General features: G+C 70.1%; 17 protein-coding genes. All 17 read right to left on the reverse strand.

Translation table 11 applies throughout. The features are described 5' to 3' along the window. Positions 1–317, reverse strand: a 317-nt coding sequence (locus ACYVE7_RS14395) for an FAD-dependent oxidoreductase (protein ID WP_460365176.1), incomplete at its 3' end; no start/stop codon positions are given. A gap of 84 nt (positions 318–401) precedes the next feature. Then, positions 402–752, reverse strand: coding sequence for a hypothetical protein (locus ACYVE7_RS14400; RefSeq protein ID WP_460365177.1), 351 nt, complete (start codon positions 750–752; stop codon positions 402–404). A 23-nt stretch (positions 753–775) separates the two neighbouring features. Then, positions 776–1,027, reverse strand: coding sequence for a hypothetical protein (locus ACYVE7_RS14405; protein WP_460365178.1), 252 nt, complete (start codon positions 1,025–1,027; stop codon positions 776–778). A 135-nt stretch (positions 1,028–1,162) separates the two neighbouring features. Next, the gene (locus ACYVE7_RS14410) at positions 1,163–2,629 is read right to left on the reverse strand and encodes a glutamate synthase subunit beta (RefSeq protein WP_460365179.1); all 1,467 of its coding nucleotides are present in this window, start codon (positions 2,627–2,629) and stop codon (positions 1,163–1,165) included. Between the two features lie 12 nt (positions 2,630–2,641). After that, entirely contained in the window at positions 2,642–7,195 is a 4,554-nt protein-coding gene (gene gltB / locus ACYVE7_RS14415) for a glutamate synthase large subunit (protein WP_460365180.1), read from the reverse strand. A 206-nt stretch (positions 7,196–7,401) separates the two neighbouring features. Continuing rightward, the gene (locus tag ACYVE7_RS14420) at positions 7,402–8,160 is read right to left on the reverse strand and encodes a hypothetical protein (RefSeq protein WP_460365181.1); all 759 of its coding nucleotides are present in this window, start codon (positions 8,158–8,160) and stop codon (positions 7,402–7,404) included. After that, positions 8,157–8,939, reverse strand: coding sequence for a hypothetical protein (locus ACYVE7_RS14425; protein WP_460365182.1), 783 nt, complete (start codon positions 8,937–8,939; stop codon positions 8,157–8,159). Before ACYVE7_RS14425 ends, ACYVE7_RS14420 begins: the two co-directional genes overlap by 4 nt. 61 nt (positions 8,940–9,000) lie before the next feature. Next, the gene (locus tag ACYVE7_RS14430) at positions 9,001–9,714 is read right to left on the reverse strand and encodes a VIT1/CCC1 transporter family protein (protein ID WP_460365183.1); all 714 of its coding nucleotides are present in this window, start codon (positions 9,712–9,714) and stop codon (positions 9,001–9,003) included. After that, positions 9,711–11,045, reverse strand: a complete 1,335-nt coding sequence (lgt, locus tag ACYVE7_RS14435; RefSeq protein WP_460365184.1) for a prolipoprotein diacylglyceryl transferase — start codon at positions 11,043–11,045, stop codon at positions 9,711–9,713. Before lgt ends, ACYVE7_RS14430 begins: the two co-directional genes overlap by 4 nt. 66 nt (positions 11,046–11,111) lie before the next feature. Beyond that, complete coding sequence (locus tag ACYVE7_RS14440) at positions 11,112–11,876, reverse strand: DsbA family protein (RefSeq protein WP_460365185.1); 765 nt, start codon at positions 11,874–11,876, stop codon at positions 11,112–11,114. Between the two features lie 44 nt (positions 11,877–11,920). Then, positions 11,921–12,400, reverse strand: a complete 480-nt coding sequence (locus ACYVE7_RS14445; protein ID WP_460365186.1) for a MauE/DoxX family redox-associated membrane protein — start codon at positions 12,398–12,400, stop codon at positions 11,921–11,923. A gap of 107 nt (positions 12,401–12,507) precedes the next feature. Next, on the reverse strand, positions 12,508–13,305 hold the full coding sequence (gene trpA / locus ACYVE7_RS14450; protein ID WP_460365187.1) for a tryptophan synthase subunit alpha: 798 nt from the start codon (positions 13,303–13,305) through the stop codon (positions 12,508–12,510). Beyond that, positions 13,302–14,504, reverse strand: coding sequence for a tryptophan synthase subunit beta (gene trpB, locus ACYVE7_RS14455; protein WP_460365189.1), 1,203 nt, complete (start codon positions 14,502–14,504; stop codon positions 13,302–13,304). Before trpB ends, trpA begins: the two co-directional genes overlap by 4 nt. Before the next feature lie 88 nt (positions 14,505–14,592). Continuing rightward, positions 14,593–15,399, reverse strand: coding sequence for an indole-3-glycerol phosphate synthase TrpC (trpC, locus tag ACYVE7_RS14460; protein WP_460365190.1), 807 nt, complete (start codon positions 15,397–15,399; stop codon positions 14,593–14,595). Between the two features lie 88 nt (positions 15,400–15,487). After that, complete coding sequence (locus ACYVE7_RS14465; RefSeq protein WP_460365191.1) at positions 15,488–15,904, reverse strand: DUF2752 domain-containing protein; 417 nt, start codon at positions 15,902–15,904, stop codon at positions 15,488–15,490. 143 nt (positions 15,905–16,047) lie between these two features. After that, complete coding sequence (locus ACYVE7_RS14470) at positions 16,048–16,773, reverse strand: response regulator transcription factor (RefSeq protein WP_460365192.1); 726 nt, start codon at positions 16,771–16,773, stop codon at positions 16,048–16,050. Beyond that, positions 16,736–17,037: Trp biosynthesis-associated membrane protein (locus ACYVE7_RS14475; protein WP_460365193.1), on the reverse strand; the 302-nt coding region annotated here is incomplete at its 5' end. The genes ACYVE7_RS14470 and ACYVE7_RS14475, both read right to left, overlap by 38 nt.

Here is a 17,037-nt window from a genome sequence, read left to right on the forward strand (position 1 = left end):
GCCGCGAACCCCGCCAGCCCGGCGACGGTCGTGTCGTCCGCGGCGGTGACGAGCCCGCCCTTGGCCTCGTACTCGAACCCGCCGCCGAGCTCCTCGGCCAGCTCGGCCCAGAGCGCGACCGACCGCAGCGCGAGCTCCAGCTCGGGCCCGGCCTCCTTGTCGGACACGAGCAGGTTCCCCTCGCCCGCGCCCGTCGTCCCCCCGGCCACCGCCCCGCGGTCCACGACCGTCACCCCGAGCCCGGCCCGCCCGGCATAGTAAGCGCAGGCGGCCCCGACCACCCCCGCCCCGATGACCAGCACGTCCGTCCGTTCCACGGCAGTAATATGTCACACACCACTACCCGAAACAAGACATCACCCCATCTTCACGACATTCAAAAGCCGCGAACGGAGCGAAGATCAGCCAGCGGACTTCAGCTGGTGGATTCGCTGCTTGGACAGACCCATCACCTCAGCCGCATCACGCTCCGTGATCTTCGCAGCGGTGAGCTCCGCCGCGACCCGCCGCGCCAGCCGCTGCGCCTCCGCCAGCCGCTCCGCCGCTGCGACCCGAGTGGCGTGATAAGCAGCCAGCGACGGCGACACCTCCACGGGAAGGTCGAAGACGTACACGATCTCGTAGGGCTCGTCGCCGTAGAGGAACGCGGTCGACTCCTCGACAGCGGTCTTCATCCGGGCCAGCGTCGGCGCGGAGATCGCGCCTCCGACATCCGGCGTCCGCGCCCGCCAGCGTCCGTCTTCCAGCGTCACCGTGTGTTCCAAACGACGAGGAGTCACGTGTCCCAGTTCCTTTCGTCCAGAGCCTCGCGCAACGCGGCGAAGGCCACCTCGACAAGGTCGGCGTCAGCCATCAGGTCGCGGGGGAAACGGATCCCGCGAAGGGGAATCTTCTTGCCGTCGGTCAGTCGTTCCACCTGTAGCGTCGAATGGTCTCGGCCATGCGCCCAGCGAGGAAAGAGACCAGCGGTACGGACCAGTGCGTTCGCCTCGGCCAGCATGCGCTGGTGCGGGGTCTGTTCATCCACGCCCAGGATCCCATCGTACTGCCCAAGAATCCGCCTAGCCAACTGCCCATCTTGGTATGGGTCATTTCTGGGGGTGGGTGGGGATGCATGAAGGGCGGCTCCCTGGTTGGGGGGCCGCCCTTCATGGGGGTGTTCTTAGGCGAGGGGGCGGGCGTTGGGGGGGATGGGGTAGGGGAGGTTGGTGGTGCCCTGGAGGGCTTTGTCGACGCAGGAGGCGGCGGCGCGACCTTCGGCGATGGCCCAGACGATCAGGGACTGGCCTCGGCCCATGTCGCCGGCGACGAAGACGTCGTCGACCGAGGTCTTGTAGTCCAGGGAGCGGACGACGTTGCCGCGGGCGTCGAGGTCGACGCCCAGCTGCTCCAGGAGGCCCTCGCGCTGCGGGCCGAGGAAGCCCATCGACAGGGTGACGAGCTCCGCCGGGATCTCGCGTTCGGTGCCCTCGATCGGCCGGAAACCGGTCGAGGGGCCTTCGACGTCGACGAGGCGCAGCGTCCTGACGTTGCCGTCCTCGTCGGCGGTGAAACCGAGCGTGTTGACCGCGTAGACGCGGGGGCCGCCGGCGACCTCCAGCTCCTCGTGAGCGCTCTCGTTCTTGAACAGGATCGGGAACGTGGGCCACGGAGCCGACGACGGCCGCAGCGCCGGAGGCTTCGGCATGATCTCGAGCTGGGTGACCGACGCGGCGCCCTGGCGGAGCGCGGTGCCGATGCAGTCGGCGCCGGTGTCACCGCCGCCGATGACCACGACGTGCTTGCCCTCGGCCGAGATGGTCGGCTCCGGCAGCACCCCCTCGGCGACCTTGTTGGCGACCGGCAGGTACTCCATCGCCTGGTAGACGCCCTTGGCCTCACGGCCGGGCACGTTCAGGTCGCGCCAGGCGGTCGCGCCGCCGGCCAGCAGCACCACGTCGAACCGTGTGCGCAGCTCTTCCGCGGTGATGTCGACGCCGACGTCCACCCCGGTCCTGAAGACGGTGCCTTCGGCGCGCATCTGGTCGAGCCGCCGTTCGACGTGCGCCTTCTCCATCTTGAACTCGGGGATGCCGCGGCGCAGGAGCCCGCCGACGGCGTCCGACCGTTCGAAGACGGTGACGTCGTGCCCGGCCCGCGTGAGCTGCTGCGCGGCGGCCAGCCCGGCCGGCCCGGAACCGACGACGGCCACGGACTTCCCGGTCTTGACGGCCGGCGGCTGCGGCTTGATCCAGCCTTCGGACCAGGCGCGGTCGATCAGCTCGGCCTCGACCCGCTTGATCGTCACCGGGTCCTGGTTGATGCCGAGGACACAAGCCGTCTCACAGGGCGCGGGGCACAGCTTCCCGGTGAACTCCGGGAAGTTGTTGGTGGCGTGCAGCCGCTCGATGCCCTCCCGCCAGTTCTGCTTGTAGACCAGGTCGTTCCACTCGGGGATCAGGTTGCCGAGGGGGCAGCCCTGGTGGCAGAACGGGATGCCGCAGTCCATGCAGCGGCTGGCCTGGCGTTCCAGGGCCGGCTTGGCGAAGTCCTCGTAGACTTCCTTCCAGTCCTGGATCCGGACGTCGACCGGCCGGCGGGCGGGCAGCTCCCGCTCGGTGACCTTCAAAAACCCCTTCGGGTCAGCCATTCGAGGTACCCCCTATCCCTGTGCCGCGGCCATGACGGCCTCGTCGACGTCGCGGCCTTCGGCTTCGGCGGCGGCCATGGCCGCCAGCACCCGCTTGTAGTCCCGCGGCATGATCTTGCTGAACCGGGTGACGGCGGCGTCCCATTCGGCGAGGAGCTTCTCGGCGACCACGGAGCCGGTCTCGTCCTGGTGCTTCTCGACCATGGCCCGCAGGAAGTCGCGGTCCTCGTCGGAGAGCGTCTCGATCTCCACCATCTCGGGGTTGACCCGCTGCGGCTGGAGGTCGAGCACGTAGGCGATGCCGCCCGACATGCCGGCCGCGAGGTTCCGTCCGGTCCGGCCGAGGATGATCACGCGGCCGCCCGTCATGTACTCCAGGCCGTGGTCGCCCACGCCCTCGACGACCGCGGTCGCGCCGGAGTTCCGGACGCAGAACCGTTCGCCGACCAGACCGCGCAGGAACACCTCGCCGCTGGTCGCGCCGTACAGCAGCACGTTGCCCGCGATGATCTGGTCCTCGGCGGCGAAGGTCGCCGACGGGTCGGGCTGGACGGTGATCCGGCCGCCGGACAGGCCCTTGCCCAGGTAGTCGTTGGAGTCGCCGGTGAGCCGCAGGGTGATGCCCTTGGGCACGAACGCGCCGAAGGAGTTGCCCGCGGAGCCGGTGAAGGAGATGTCGACGGTGTCGGCGGGCAGGCCCTCGCCGCCCCACTTCTTGGTGACGTGGTGGCCGAGCATGGTGCCGACGGTCCGGTTGACGTTCCGGATCGGCAGCTCGAGCTTGACCTTGTCGCCGAACGCGATCGCGCCTTCGGCGAGCTGGATCAGGGTGTTGTCGAGGGCCTTCTCCAGACCGTGGTCCTGGACGGTGACGCACTTGAGCGCCGCGCCCTCGGCCAGTTCCGGCTTGTGGAAGATCGGCGACAGGTCGAGCCCGGCGGCCTTCCAGTGGTCGACGGCGTCGCTGGCGTCGAGGACGCCGACCTGGCCGATGGCCTCGTCCAGGCTGCGGAAGCCCAGCTCGGCCAGGAGTTCGCGCACTTCCTCGGCGATGAACTCGAAGAAGTTGACGACGAACTCGGGCTTGCCGGAGAACCGCTCCCGCAGGACCGGGTTCTGGGTGGCGACGCCGACCGGGCAGGTGTCGAGGTGGCAGACCCGCATCATGACGCAGCCGGAGACCACGAGCGGAGCGGTCGCGAAGCCGTACTCCTCGGCGCCCAGCAGGGCGGCGATGACGACGTCGCGGCCGGTCTTCATCTGGCCGTCGGTCTGGACGACGATCCGGTCGCGCAGCCCGTTGAGCAGCAGGGTCTGCTGGGTTTCGGCGAGGCCGAGCTCCCAGGGCGCGCCCGCGTGCTTCAGCGAGGTGAGCGGGGAAGCGCCGGTGCCGCCGTCGTGGCCGGAGATCAGCACGACGTCCGCGTGGGCCTTGGACACGCCCGCCGCGACCGTGCCGACGCCCATCTCGGAGACGAGCTTCACGTGGACGCGCGCCGCCGGGTTGGCGTTCTTCAGGTCGTGGATGAGCTGGGCGAGGTCTTCGATCGAGTAGATGTCGTGGTGCGGGGGCGGCGAGATGAGGCCGACGCCCGGGGTGCTGTGGCGGGTCTTGGCGACCCACGGGTACACCTTGTGGCCGGGGAGTTGGCCGCCTTCGCCGGGCTTCGCGCCCTGCGCCATCTTGATCTGGATGTCGTCGGCGTTGGTCAGGTACTCCGAGGTGACGCCGAAGCGTCCGGAGGCGACCTGCTTGATCGACGAGCGGCGGGAGTCGCCGTTGGCGTCGGGGGTGAACCGCGCCGGGTCCTCGCCGCCCTCACCGGTGTTCGACTTGGCGCCGAGACGGTTCATCGCGATGGCGAGGGTCTCGTGGGCCTCCGCCGAGATGGAGCCGTAGGACATGGCGCCGGTGGAGAACCGCTTGACGATCTGCGCGACCGGCTCGACCTCGTCGAGGGAGATCGGCGGGCGGTCGGGCGTGAACGTGAACAGCCCGCGCAGGGTCATCAGCTTCGCGGACTGGTCGTCCACGAGGCTGGTGTACTCCTTGAAGATGTCGTACTGGCGGGTCCTGGTGGCGTGCTGGAGCTTGAACACCGTGGTCGGGTTGAACAGGTGCGGCTCGCCCTCGCGGCGCCACTGGTACTCGCCGCCGACCTCGAGGGTGCGGTGGGCCGCGTCGTTGCCGTTGACCGGGTAGGCGCGGGCGTGGCGCTGTGCGACCTCGGACGCGATCACGTCGAAGCCGTTGCCGCCCAGCTTGGAGGCGGTGCCGACGAACGCGACGTCGATGACCTCGGCGCCCAGGCCGATGGCCTCGAAGATCTGCGCGCCGGTGTAGGAGGCCACGGTGGAGATGCCGATCTTCGACATCACCTTCATGACGCCCTTGCCGTACGCCTTGACCATGTTGCGGGCGGCCTGGGCGGAGTCGAGGCCCTTGAGGTCCCCGGTCTTCACCAGGTCCTGGACGGTCTCGATGGCCAGGTAGGGGTTGACCGCGGACGCGCCGTAGCCGATGAGGAGGGCCATGTGGTGGCACTCGCGGGCCTCGGCGGTCTCGATCACCAGTCCGACCTGGGTGCGGGTCTTCTCCCGGATCAGGTGGTGGTGGACGGCGCCGGTGAGCAGCAGCGACGGGATCGCGGCGAGCTTGGAGTCCGAGCCGCGGTCCGACAGCACGATGATCCGCGCGCCGGCCGCGATGGACCGGGACACCTCGCCGCAGATCTCGGCGATCCGCTTGCGCAGGGCGTCGCCGCCGCCGGCGACCTCGTACAGGCCGTGCACCACATGGGCGTCGAGGTGCGGCAGCGAGTTCTCGTCGTTGATGTGGATGATCTTGGCGAGCTCGTCGTTGTCCAGGATCGGGGTGGACAGCACCAGGCGCTTGCAGGAGTCCGGGCCCGGCTGGAGCAGGTTGGCCTCGGGACCCAGCGTGGACTGGAGCGAAGTGATCATCTCTTCGCGGATGGCGTCCAGCGGCGGGTTGGTGACCTGCGCGAACAGCTGCTTGAAGTAGTCGAACAGCAGGCGCGGCTTCTCCGACAGGGCGGCGACGGGGGTGTCGGTGCCCATGGAGCCGAGCGGCTCGTAGCCGTCCCGCGCCATCGGCGACAGGATGATCTTGAGCTCTTCGTTGGTGTACCCGAAGGTCTGCTGGCGCTTGACCAGGGTCTCGTGGGTCGGGATCTCCCGCTCGCGCTGCGGCAGCTCCTCGAACCGGACCAGGCCCTCCTCCAGCCACTGCTGGTAGGGGTTGGCGGCGGCCAGCTCGGCCTTGACCTCGTCGTCCTCGACGATCCGGCCGGCCACGGTGTCCACCAGGAAGATCTTGCCGGGCTGGAGCCGGCCCTTGCGGACCACCTTCGCCGGATCGATGTCCAGCACGCCCGCCTCGGACGCGAGCACGACCAGGCCGTCCTCGGTCACCCAGAAGCGGCCGGGGCGCAGGCCGTTGCGGTCCAGGACCGCGCCGACGACCGTGCCGTCGGTGAACGACACCGACGCGGGGCCGTCCCAGGCCTCCATCAGGGTCGAGTGGAACTCGTAGAACGCCCGGCGGGCCGGGTCCATCTCGGTGTGGTTCTCCCACGCCTCGGGGATCATCATCAGCACCGCGTGCGGCAGTGACCGGCCGCCCAGGTGCAGCAGTTCGAGCGCCTCGTCGAAGGACGCGGTGTCGGACGCCTCGATGTCGATGATCGGGAAGGTGCGGCTCAGGTCGCCGGGGAACAGGTCCGACGCGAGCTGCGACTCCCGCGCCCGCATCCAGTTCCGGTTGCCCTTGACGGTGTTGATCTCGCCGTTGTGGGCGAGGTACCGGTAGGGGTGCGCCAGCTCCCACGCGGGGAACGTGTTGGTCGAGAACCGGCTGTGGACCAGGGCGATCGCGGACGCGAACCGGCGGTCCGACAGGTCGGGGAAGAACGGCTCGAGCTGCGGGGTGGTCAACATGCCCTTGTACACGATGGTGCGCGAGGACAGGCTGGGGAAGTAGACGGGGACGTCCTGCTCGATGCGCTCGCGGGCGCAGAACACGACGCGGTCCAGCTCGAGGCCCGTCCGGCCGGCGAAGGGTCCCTCCGCGGCGGCGGTCAGGAAGAGCTGGGCGAAATGCGGCATGACGCGCTTGGCGGCAGGTCCGCAGAAGTTCGGGTCGACCGGCAGTTCACGCCAGCCCAGCACCGTGAGGCCCTCTTCGGCCATGACGGTGTGGATGTGGTCGACGGCGGCCTTGCGGGCCTGCGCGTCGGCCGGAAGGAAGCACACACCGGCCGCGTAGGAACCCGCCTCGGGGAGGTCGAAGTCCACGACGGCGCGGAAGAACGCGTCCGGGATCTGGGTCAGGATGCCGACGCCGTCGCCGTCGTCGGGTTCGGCGCCGACCGCACCACGGTGGTCGAGGTTGCGCAGGACCGTCAGCGCGTTCTCGACGATGTCGTGGCTCTTGCGCCCGTTCAGATCGGCCACCATGCCGACGCCGCAGGCGTCGTGCTCGTTGGCCGGGTCGTACAGTCCCTGCGCTGAGGGCTGTCCAGGTGTGAGGGCAGCAGCCGCCATCAACCCTCCCGTTCGAATCTAGACACTGTCTGGGAAACCAGTGCAGTTCGGGACGGCGTTGGCCCTGCTGCGTGTATTACCTCAAGGTTACATCACTGCCACCAAGGCAGTTCAGCACCCTTCCTTCATGATAGCCGGACAAAACAGGCCCCAAAGGTCTGGACCTGTCCGAACACCCGTGATCAACCTCACGGAATCCGTGCAGGTCAGACGGCCGCACGAGCATAAATCGCGTCGGCCGACGCAGCCGTCAGAGCCAGCGAGAGCACGGCCTTGCTCCGGACGTCGCCAGTGCCGTCCGTACGCTGCGCCCACGTGATCACGGCGTAGTGACCCATCGCCACACCGCGGCCCACACTGAAACCCTGACCGAACTTCGCCAAGGCACCCTGCCCGGTGAGCGGGCGGACGAAACCGGATGCGGAGCCATTTCCGAAGGCTTTCACCGTTTCGTCGGCTGCCGCGGAGTCGGCGAGGTTGAAAACGGCGATGGTGACCGCCAGCCCTTTACGGGTGTCGGCGTAAAGGGCGCGGCCCGCCTGGTTGCAGCCGCCCTCCCGCAGCACATCGCCCAGGCCGACGCCCCACATCGCGGTGGCGCAGTCCTTGTCGAGCTGGGTCGCCCTGCGGGCCAGCGCCGTCTCGGCGGATTCGTCCATCAGGGTCCTGTCGCCGAACAGTTCCTCGATCGTCAGCGGCGCCTTGTCCTTGGCGCGGGTGGAGATCGAGGCGAAGACGTCGGAGGAGGGTGAGGAGGAGTAGGTCTCGGGTGCGAGACCGGTCTCGGCGGGACGGCCCATCGCGACCTTGTCGACGGCCGCGGAGCCGTCACCGCCGCCGCGCAGCACCAGCAGCAGGACGAGCGCGACGCCCAGCACGAGCACCAGCCCGGCCGCCGCCCCGAAGAACATCACCGGCTGTGCGCCCCTGCCCTTCTTGCGCGCCGGCTTCCGGCCCGACGTCACCCCTTGCCCTTGCCGTCGTCCTGCGGATCGATCAGGACGAGGCGCTGCCAGGCGAAGTCCTCCGCCGACTGCACCGCGAGACTGGTGTCGATCATCTCGTTGATGCTGTCCGGACGGGCGCCGTCCGCGCGCTGCACCCAGCTCATGATCACGTAATGGCCGATGACGGAGGAGTAGGCCGCGCTCCACACACCGCCGAAGTTCTTGACCTCGGAGCTCTCCAGCGGGTGGACGAACCCGGCCTTCTTCTGGACGTCCATCCCGTTCATCACGAGGTTGGCGCCCTTCTCGTCGGCGAGGTTGAACGCCACGAACAGGCCCGCGTACTTCCCGTCGGTCGACAGGTACAGGCCGCGCGCGATCTGCGTGCAGCCCGCGTCCGCCAGGGTCTTCTCGAACACCGGGCCCCACGAGGCCGACGGGCAGTCGGCGAGCTTCTGGCCCTTCAGCTCAAAGGTGTGGTTCTTGTAGGAGACCTTCTTCTTGTCCTCGAAGATCTCGCCCTCGGTGAAGGGGCGCGCGTCGGTGGCGCGGTCGTTGAGCTTCGCGGTGTCCTTGTCCGCGGGCTGCGAGACGTAGCTGAGCGGAAGCCGCTCGCCCGCCGAGGCGTCGATGCCGTCGCCGTCGTCCCTGCCGAGGAACCACCACGCTCCGCCGCCGACCGCGGCCAGCAGCACGACGACGGCCAGCACCAGACCGATCAGCCGACCGCGCGGCCCGTCGGGCGCGTCGGGCCAGAACTCGTCTTCGCCGCCGCGCGCTCTCGTCTGTGAGCTCATGCCGCCCACCGTTCCTCCAGGCAATTTCGTCCGCGCCAGACTCTAGCGTGACCCGCGTGCGTCACAGGCCGTTCGTGCCGATCAATGAGCCCACCCCGTAGGTGATCGCGGCCGCCGACGCGCCGAAGGCGAGCTGCCGCAGCCCGCTGAACCACCAGGACCGCGCCGTCACCCGGGAGACCAGCGCGCCCGCCCCGAAAAGGCCGAGGACCGCGAGGACCGCCGACGGCAGCAGACCGTCCGCACCGAGCAGGTACGGCAGGACGGGCAGGGTCGCGCCGACCGAGAACGCCAGGAACGAGGAGACCGCGGCCAGCACGGGCGAGGGCAGATCGTCGAGGACGACGCCCAGCTCCTCCCGGGAGTGGATCTCCAGCGCCTCGGCCGGATCACGGGACAGGGCGACGGCGACCTGCTCGGCGAGACCGCGGTCGAGCCCGCGCGCCTCGTACAGCTGGGTCAGCTCCTCCAGCTCGGCCTTCGGGTTCTTGATCAGCTCACGGCGCTCGGTCTCGATCTCGGCCTGCGCCAGCTCCGACTGCGACGCCACCGAGATGTACTCGCCCGCCGCCATCGAGAACGCGCCCGCCGCCAGGCCCGCCAGCCCGGCCAGCACCACGATCTTGTGGCTGGCCTGGCCGCCCGCGACGCCCGCGATCAACGCGAAGTTCGACACCAGGCCGTCCATCGCGCCGAACACCGCGGGGCGCAGCCAGCCGCCGTTGACGTCGCGGTGCTCGTGGTGGATCTCCGGGCGCGGATGCTCCGCGTTCACCCCTTGCCCTTCGCTTCGTCCTTCTCCCACCAGAAGTCGCCGCCCTCGACGGCCCCTTCGGGCTCGGCGTCCTCGGCGGGCTCGGCCGGGTACTCGACCGGGGCGGGCTCGGCGTCACCGGCCTCCTCGGCATCGGCCAGCTCCTCTTCGGGGGCTTCCGCTTCGGGGGCCTGCGCTTCGGGGGCCTGCGCTTCGGCCGTCTCGGCGAGGACGGGCTCGGACTCTTCTTCGGCGTCCTCGGCTTCGGTCTCGGCGTCGGGCTCGGCCGCGGGCTCCGGCACCGGAGCGGTTTCCGCGACGGGCTCCTCAGCGGCTTCCCCGTCGGTTTCCGCGACGGGCTCAGGCTCGGCGGCGGGCTCCTCGTCCGGCTCCGGGGCGGGCGCGGGCTCCTCGTCGGCGACGGCCGACGAGGCGACGGCGACGTCCGCGGGCTCCTTCACCTCAGCCGTCTTCTCCTCGGCCGCCTCCTCCCCCGCTGCCTTCTCCTCTTCGGCGGCTTCGCCGAAGTAGAGCGGGTCGGGCACGGAACCGGAGTTGCGCTTGGCGAACAGGTAGGCCGCCGCGCCCAGGAAGACGACGATCGACGTCCAGTCGTTGAGGCGCAGCCCGAGGATGTGGTGGGCCTCGTCGATCCGCAGGGCCTCGATCCAGCCGCGTCCGACGGTGTAGCCCGCGACGTACAGCGCGAACGTGCGCCCGTGGTTGAGGTTGAACCGCTTGCCCGCCCAGATCACGACGATCGCGAGCCCGATGCACCAGAGCGACTCGTACAGGAAGGTCGGATGGTAGGTCGCGATGTCGGCGTACTCGCCGAGCCCGCCGTCGGGCCGGTGGGCGGGATCGATCTCGACGGCCCACGGCAGCGTGCTGGGCTTGCCGTACAGCTCCTGGTTCCACCAGTTGCCCCAGCGGCCGATGCCCTGCGCGAGCGCGATGCCGGGGGCGATCGCGTCGGCGAACGGCGCGAGCCGCACCCCGCGGCTGCGGCAGCCGATCCACGCGCCGAGCGCGCCCATCGCGACCGCGCCCCAGATGCCCAGCCCGCCCTGCCAGACCTTCAGCGCGTCGAGGGGGTCCTTGCCCTCACCGAAGTACATCTGGTGGTCGGTGATCACGTGGTAGAGCCGCCCGCCGACCAGCCCGAAGGGCACCGCCCAGACCGCGACGTCGATCACGATCCCCGGCTTGCCGCCCTTGGCGGTCCAGCGCCGCTCCCCCAGCCAGACCGCCACGATGACACCGATAATGATCATCATCGCGTAGGCCCGGAGCGGGAACGGGCCGAAGTGCCAGACGCCCTGGCTAGGGCTGGGGATGAAGGCGAGCTGCATGAACGTTGACGTTACCGCAAACCGCGAATCCCTCACCTCCTCCCCGGTTTCTCCCCGGTTTCCGGGCTACCCGGCCTTCTGCTTGGCCATCGCGACGGCCTTCCGCAGGCTGTCCGGGACGAACGCCAGGTTGGTGATGTCCAGCCCGTTCAGCTTGACGGTCGGCGTCGACTGGACCTTGGCCGTGTTGAGCGCGTAGTCCGTCATCGACTGGACCTGGCCGCTCTTCTCGGCGCCGTTCACGCACCGGGTGAACGCGTCGCCGGTGATCGGTTTCGGCTGTTCGGCGGCCCAGCCGATCAGTTCTCCGGTGGTGAAGCCGTCCTCGCCCTCGGGCGGCTGGTTCGCGTAGATCGTGTCGTGGAAGCCGATCCAGTTGTCGCCGGGCGCGCAGAGCGCGGCGTTGGCGGCCCGCTCGGAGTTCTGCTTCAGCTTGTCCTGCTGGAACAGCCGGAACGGCCGGTAGACGACCTTGACGGCGCCGTCGGCGGCGAGCTGCTTGAAGGTGTTGCCGCTGGTCTTCTCGAGGTTCTTGCAGGCCGGGCACTGGAAGTCCTCGTAGATCTCCACGACCGGCTTCTCGACGCCCGGCTTGGCCATGACGATCGAGCCGTCCGGCTGGCGGGTGGTCGGCGCGAGCGTCCCGGCGAAGGAGTCGCTCTCGCCCTTGCTGGAGTTGACGTAGACCATCACCCCCACCGCGCCGACGATCACGGCCCCCGCGACGGCGACCGCGCCGAACGCCTTGTTCCGCTTCTCGCGCTTGGCCTGGTGCTTGCGCTCCTCGGCCAGCCTGTCGCGCGCGGACCTGTCCCGCTCGCCCTTCCCCATGTTCTTCCCGCCCCTAGGTCGTGTCGGTCGAAGTCGGTTTCCGGTCAGATTCCGAGGAGTCCGTCGGCGCTCAGCCGGCTTCTGGGGAACCAGGCGATCCAGGCGGCGAGCGCGAGGAAGCCGAGGTCCCGCAGGATCTCCTGGAGGTAGGCGGTCTGGCCTTCGGCGACGGATCCGCCGCCGCCGAAACAGCCGCAGTCGATGCTGAGCCCGCGCGCCCACGCCGACGCGATCCCGCCGATGAACACGATCATGAGCAGTCCCGAGACGACCGCAGCGAACCTGGTCGCGAAGCCGAGGAACAGGAGCGCGGCGAGGACGATCTCCAGCACGGGCAGCCCGTAGCCGACGGCCCCGGCCAGCCCGTCGGGCAGCAGCCGGTAGGCCTCGACGGCCATCTTCTGAAGCGCGGGCGGCTCGGTCGCCTTGGCCCAGCCGGCCCAGAACAGCACTCCGGCCAGCAGGACGCGTGCGACCGTCGTGATCCACGGCAGCACGGCCGAGCGCTCCACCAGGACCCCCATCAACGTAACCGTTCAGTCACACATCGTTACGGGAGGATAGCGCGTCGGAACGCCGCGAGCCCCCCACCTCGACCGGTGGGGGGCTCGCGGGATCGCGTTGCGGCCGGTCAGCGGCCCTTGCGGACGCCTTCCGCGAACTCGGCGGCCAGCTCGCGGACCGCCTTGAGGCCCTCAGCCTCGGTCGGCGCGTCGAGCAGCCGGCGGATGAACGCCGAGCCGACGATCACGCCGTCGGCGAAGGCGGCGACCTCGGCGGCCTGCTCGCCGGTGCTGACGCCCAGACCGAGCCCGACCGGCAGGGCGGTGTGGGCCTTGGTGCGGGCGACGAGCGCGGACGCGCCGGTGTCGATGGCCGACCGCGCGCCCGTGACGCCCATCAGCGACGCCGCGTACACGAAGCCCCTGCAGATGCTCGTGATCTTCTGAATGCGCTCCTCGGTGGAGCTCAGCGCCACCAGGAACACCTTGTCGAGCTCGTGGGCGTCGGCGACCTCGAGCCACTCGCCGCCCTCTTCGGGGGTGAGGTCGGGCGTGATCAGCCCGGCTCCGCCGGCGTTCTTCAGCTCGGTCGCGAACCTGTCGATGCCGTACCGGTCGACGGGGTTCCAGTAGGTCATGACCAGGGTGGGCGTGCCGGTCGCGGCGACGGCCTCGACGGTGCGGAACACGTCGGCGAGGCGGGCGCCGCCCTCCAGGGAGCGGTGGACGGCGTCCTGGATGGTGGGGCCGTCCATCAGCGGATCGGTGTAGGGCAGGCCGATCTCGATGATGTCGCAGCCGCCCTCGACCATCGCCTTGGCGGCCTTGACGGCCCCGTCGACGGTCGGGAAGCCCGCGGGCAGGTAGCCGACCAGCGCGGCCCTGTTCTCGGCCTTCGCCCGGTCATAAGCGATCTTCGTGCTCACTGCTCGCCCCCCGTCAGACCGAAGTACTCGGCGGCCGTGTGCATGTCCTTGTCACCGCGGCCCGACAGGCAGACGAGGATCGTCGCGTCGGGGCCCAGCTCCTTGCCCACCTTGATCGCGCCCGCGAGGGCGTGCGCCGACTCGATGGCCGGGATGATGCCCTCGGTGCGGCAGAGCAGCGCGAACGCCGCCATGGCCTCGTCGTCGGTGATCGCGCGGTACTCGGCGCGTCCCGTGTCGTGGAGCCAGGAGTGTTCGGGGCCGACGCCCGGGTAGTCGAGCCCCGCCGAGATCGAGTGGGACTCGATCGTCTGGCCTTCCTCGTCCTGGAGCAGGTAGGTGCGCATCCCGTGGATGACGCCGACCGAACCCGCGGTGATCGTCGCGGCGTGCAGGCCCGTCTCGACGCCGCGGCCCGCGGCCTCGAAGCCGAACAGCCGGACACCCTCGTCGGGGATGAACGCGTGGAACGCGCCGATCGCGTTGGAACCGCCGCCGACGCACGCCACGACCGCGTCCGGCAGGCCGCCGAACTTCTCGATCGACTGCTCGCGCGCCTCGACGCCGACGACCCGCACGAAGTCGCGGACCATCATCGGGAACGGGTGCGGGCCCATCACGGTGCCGATGACGTAGTGGGTGTCCTCCACCGACGACACCCAGTCGCGGAACGCCTCGTTGACGGCGTCCTTCAGGGTGCGGCTGCCGTTGGTCACCGGGACGACGGTCGCGCCCAGCATCCGCATCCGGGCGACGTTCAGCGCCTGGCGCTGCGTGTCGACCTCACCCATGTAGACGGTGCACTCCAGGCCCAGCAGGGCGGCGGCGGTGGCCGTCGCGACTCCGTGCTGGCCCGCGCCCGTCTCGGCGATCACCCTGGTCTTGCCCATGCGCTTGGTCATCAGCGCCTGGCCCAGCACGTTGTTGATCTTGTGCGAGCCGGTGTGGTTCAGGTCCTCGCGCTTGAGCAGGATGCGGGCGCCGCCCGCGTGCTCGGAGAAGCGCTTGGCCTCGGTCAGCAGGCTGGGGCGGCCCGCGTAGTTCGCCAGCAGGTCCTGGAACTCGGCCTGGAAGGCCGGATCCTGCTTGGCCTTCTCGTACTCGGTCTCGAGCTGGTCGAGGGCCGCCATCAGGGCCTCGGGGGCGAACCGCCCGCCGAACCGTCCGAAACGTCCGGCGGCATCCGGAACGATGGTCATCTCTGTTTTCCTGTCGGTCGTCTGCGGTCTAGTCAGTGGGACGAAAGACCGCTACGCCATCGTTCGCGCATCTGCATGATCAGTGAGCCTACTTGGACTGGCGGAGCGCGGGGTGCGCTCCGGCGGCTACGAGATCGGCCACTGCCGAGCGCGGGTCCTTGCCCGTGACCAGGCTCTCGCCCACCAGGACGGCGTCGCAGCCGGTGGCCGCGTAGGAGAGCAGGTCGTGCGGACCGCGCACGCCCGATTCGGCGATCCTGATCCGGTCGGACGGGATCTTGGGTGCGACGCGCGCGTAGGTGCCGCGGTCCACCTCGAGGGTCTTGAGGTTCCGGGCGTTGACGCCGATGAGCCGGGCGCCCGCCTCGACAGCCCGCTCGACCTCCTCCTCGTCGTGCACCTCGACGAGCGGCGCGAGGCCGATCGACTCGGCCCGCTCGATCAGCGACACCAGGGCGTCCTGTTCGAGCGCGGCGACGATGAGCAGGGCGAGGTCGGCGCCGTAGGCGCGGGCCTCCCAGAGCTGGTAGCTGGTGACGATGAAGTCCTTGCGCAGGACGCAGCAGTTGACGCTCGCCCGGACGGCGGCCAGGTCGTCGAGGGAGCCGCCGAACCGGCGCTGCTCGGTCAGCACGGAGATCACCTTCGCGCCGCCGGACTCGTAGTCGCGGGCCAGCGCGGCCGGATCGGCGATGGCGGCGAGCGCGCCCTTGGACGGGCTGCTCCGCTTCACCTCGGCGATGACGGCCACTCCGTCGCCGCCCAGCGCGGCGTAAGCGTCCCGGGGAGAGGGCGCCTTGGCGGCCTTCTCCTTCAGCTCTTCCAGCGAAACGGTCTGCTGCCGTTCGGCGAGATCGGCGCGCACACCGTCGATGATCTCGTCGAGAACGCTCACGGTTGTCCCCTCATCACGGTGCCCTGTCTGCCCGATGGTAGCCCGCCCGGCACCGGTCGACTGCACGCGCCCCCCGTCGCCGGGAGCGCTAGGGAGCCAGCCACCCTCCGAAGGGGAGGTTGCGCACCACGGAGAAGACGACGACGGCCACCAGCAACGTGATCACCGCTGCCCGGCTTCCGAGCCTGGTCCGCACCGGGGTCCCCCGCCACGTCGCGACGGTCCACAGGCCCCACAGGTAGATCGCGACGGGGATCAGCACGAACGCCAGCAGATTCCGCGAAGCCGCTTCCGCCAGGTTCCCCTGCGCGATGGCGTGCGCCATCCGCAATCCCCCGCATCCCGGACAGAAGACGCCGGTCATTGCCAGAAGCGGACACGTCGGATAGTGCCCGGCCTCGTTGGGATCGACGGCCCCCACGTACCCGAACGCCACCAGAGTCCCCACCGCGATCCCCACCGGCGCGGCCATCGCCGCCACCCGGGCCTTACGCCTCCCCTGCACACCCATCACCTCATCGAGCCTACCCAGCCACCCCGCCGCTATCCATGAACGGAACCCGCAGCTCACGGGCCCTAGGTCGTGTCTTATGAATCTTCAGTCCTACTGCGCGACGCTCGCTACGGACAAGATCCATAAGACACGACCTAGTCGGCGGCGTAGCCGACGCCTCGGACGGTGCGGATGGGGCTGGCGGGGCCGAGTTTGGCGCGGAGCTGGGCGATGTGGACGTCGACGGTGCGGACGCCGGCGGAGGCGCCGGAGGTCCAGGCGGCGGCGAGGAGCTGCTCGCGGGTGAAGACACGTCCCGGATGGCGCATGAGATGGGCGAGGAGGTCGAACTCGGTGGCCGTCAGCGAGGTGGGCCTGTCCTCGATGCGGACGACGCGGGTCTGCGGGTCGAGCATGAGCGCGCCGGCGCGGAGGATGTCGGCGGCCACGTCGTCGGCGCGGCCGCGCAGAGCGGCGGCGACGGCGGTGACGAGGGTGCGGGGGCTGAACGGGCGGATCACGGTGCGGTCGCCGTTGATCTCGGTGCGGCCCGGCGGCAGGACGGTGACGGCGGGCGCGGGCCTGGCGGCGTCGCCGACCAGGCGGTGGAGATCGGCGGCGGTCAGCGGCGGCGGCAGCGCCGACAGGTCCAGGACGACGAGGTCGGGCGCCAGCTCGGTGACCCGGGCGAGGGCACGGGAGCGGTCGGGTTCCACGGTGACCTGGTAGCCCTCACGGGAGAGGTAGAGGCGCTCCAGCTCGGCGACGGCGGGGTCGTGTTCGACGAGCAGCACCGTCGCCGCGTGGTCGGGGGGTGTGACGATCTCGGGGCTCCCTGGCTGTTCAGAGCTCGCGTTCTGGAGTTCGCAGCGTACCCTCACCGGTGCCCGCGGTGGGGTCCTCGCCCCGGTCGAGCGACTTCCACAGGCTCGACGGGTCGTCGGCGGCGACGGCCTTGACGGGCTTGTCGGCCCGGTCGTAGCGGGCCGACATTCCGGGCCAGCAGCCACTGCGCACGGCCGTCCAGACACCGCAGGCGGCCAGCAGCAGCCCGCCCGCGCAGGCGGCGATCCACCACGACGTGGTGGTCACCTCGGCGGGCTGGCCCGCCTCGGCGAGCGCCCTGGCCCGTTCGGGGAGCGCGG

Source organism: Actinocorallia lasiicapitis (assembly GCF_054778695.1).

Bases quoted from the DNA above. Each gene is read 5' to 3' on its own strand.
- ACYVE7_RS14410 (WP_460365179.1), bottom strand. From the start codon at position 2,629: ATGGCTGACCCGAAGGGGTTTTTGAAGGTCACCGAGCGGGAGCTGCCC.
- gltB (WP_460365180.1), bottom strand. From the start codon at position 7,195: ATGGCGGCTGCTGCCCTCACACCTGGACAGCCCTCAGCGCAGGGACTG.
- ACYVE7_RS14425 (WP_460365182.1), bottom strand. From the start codon at position 8,939: ATGAGCTCACAGACGAGAGCGCGCGGCGGCGAAGACGAGTTCTGGCCC.
- lgt (WP_460365184.1), bottom strand. From the start codon at position 11,045: ATGCAGCTCGCCTTCATCCCCAGCCCTAGCCAGGGCGTCTGGCACTTC.
- ACYVE7_RS14440 (WP_460365185.1), bottom strand. From the start codon at position 11,876: ATGGGGAAGGGCGAGCGGGACAGGTCCGCGCGCGACAGGCTGGCCGAG.
- ACYVE7_RS14445 (WP_460365186.1), bottom strand. From the start codon at position 12,400: ATGGGGGTCCTGGTGGAGCGCTCGGCCGTGCTGCCGTGGATCACGACG.
- trpB (WP_460365189.1), bottom strand. From the start codon at position 14,504: ATGACCATCGTTCCGGATGCCGCCGGACGTTTCGGACGGTTCGGCGGG.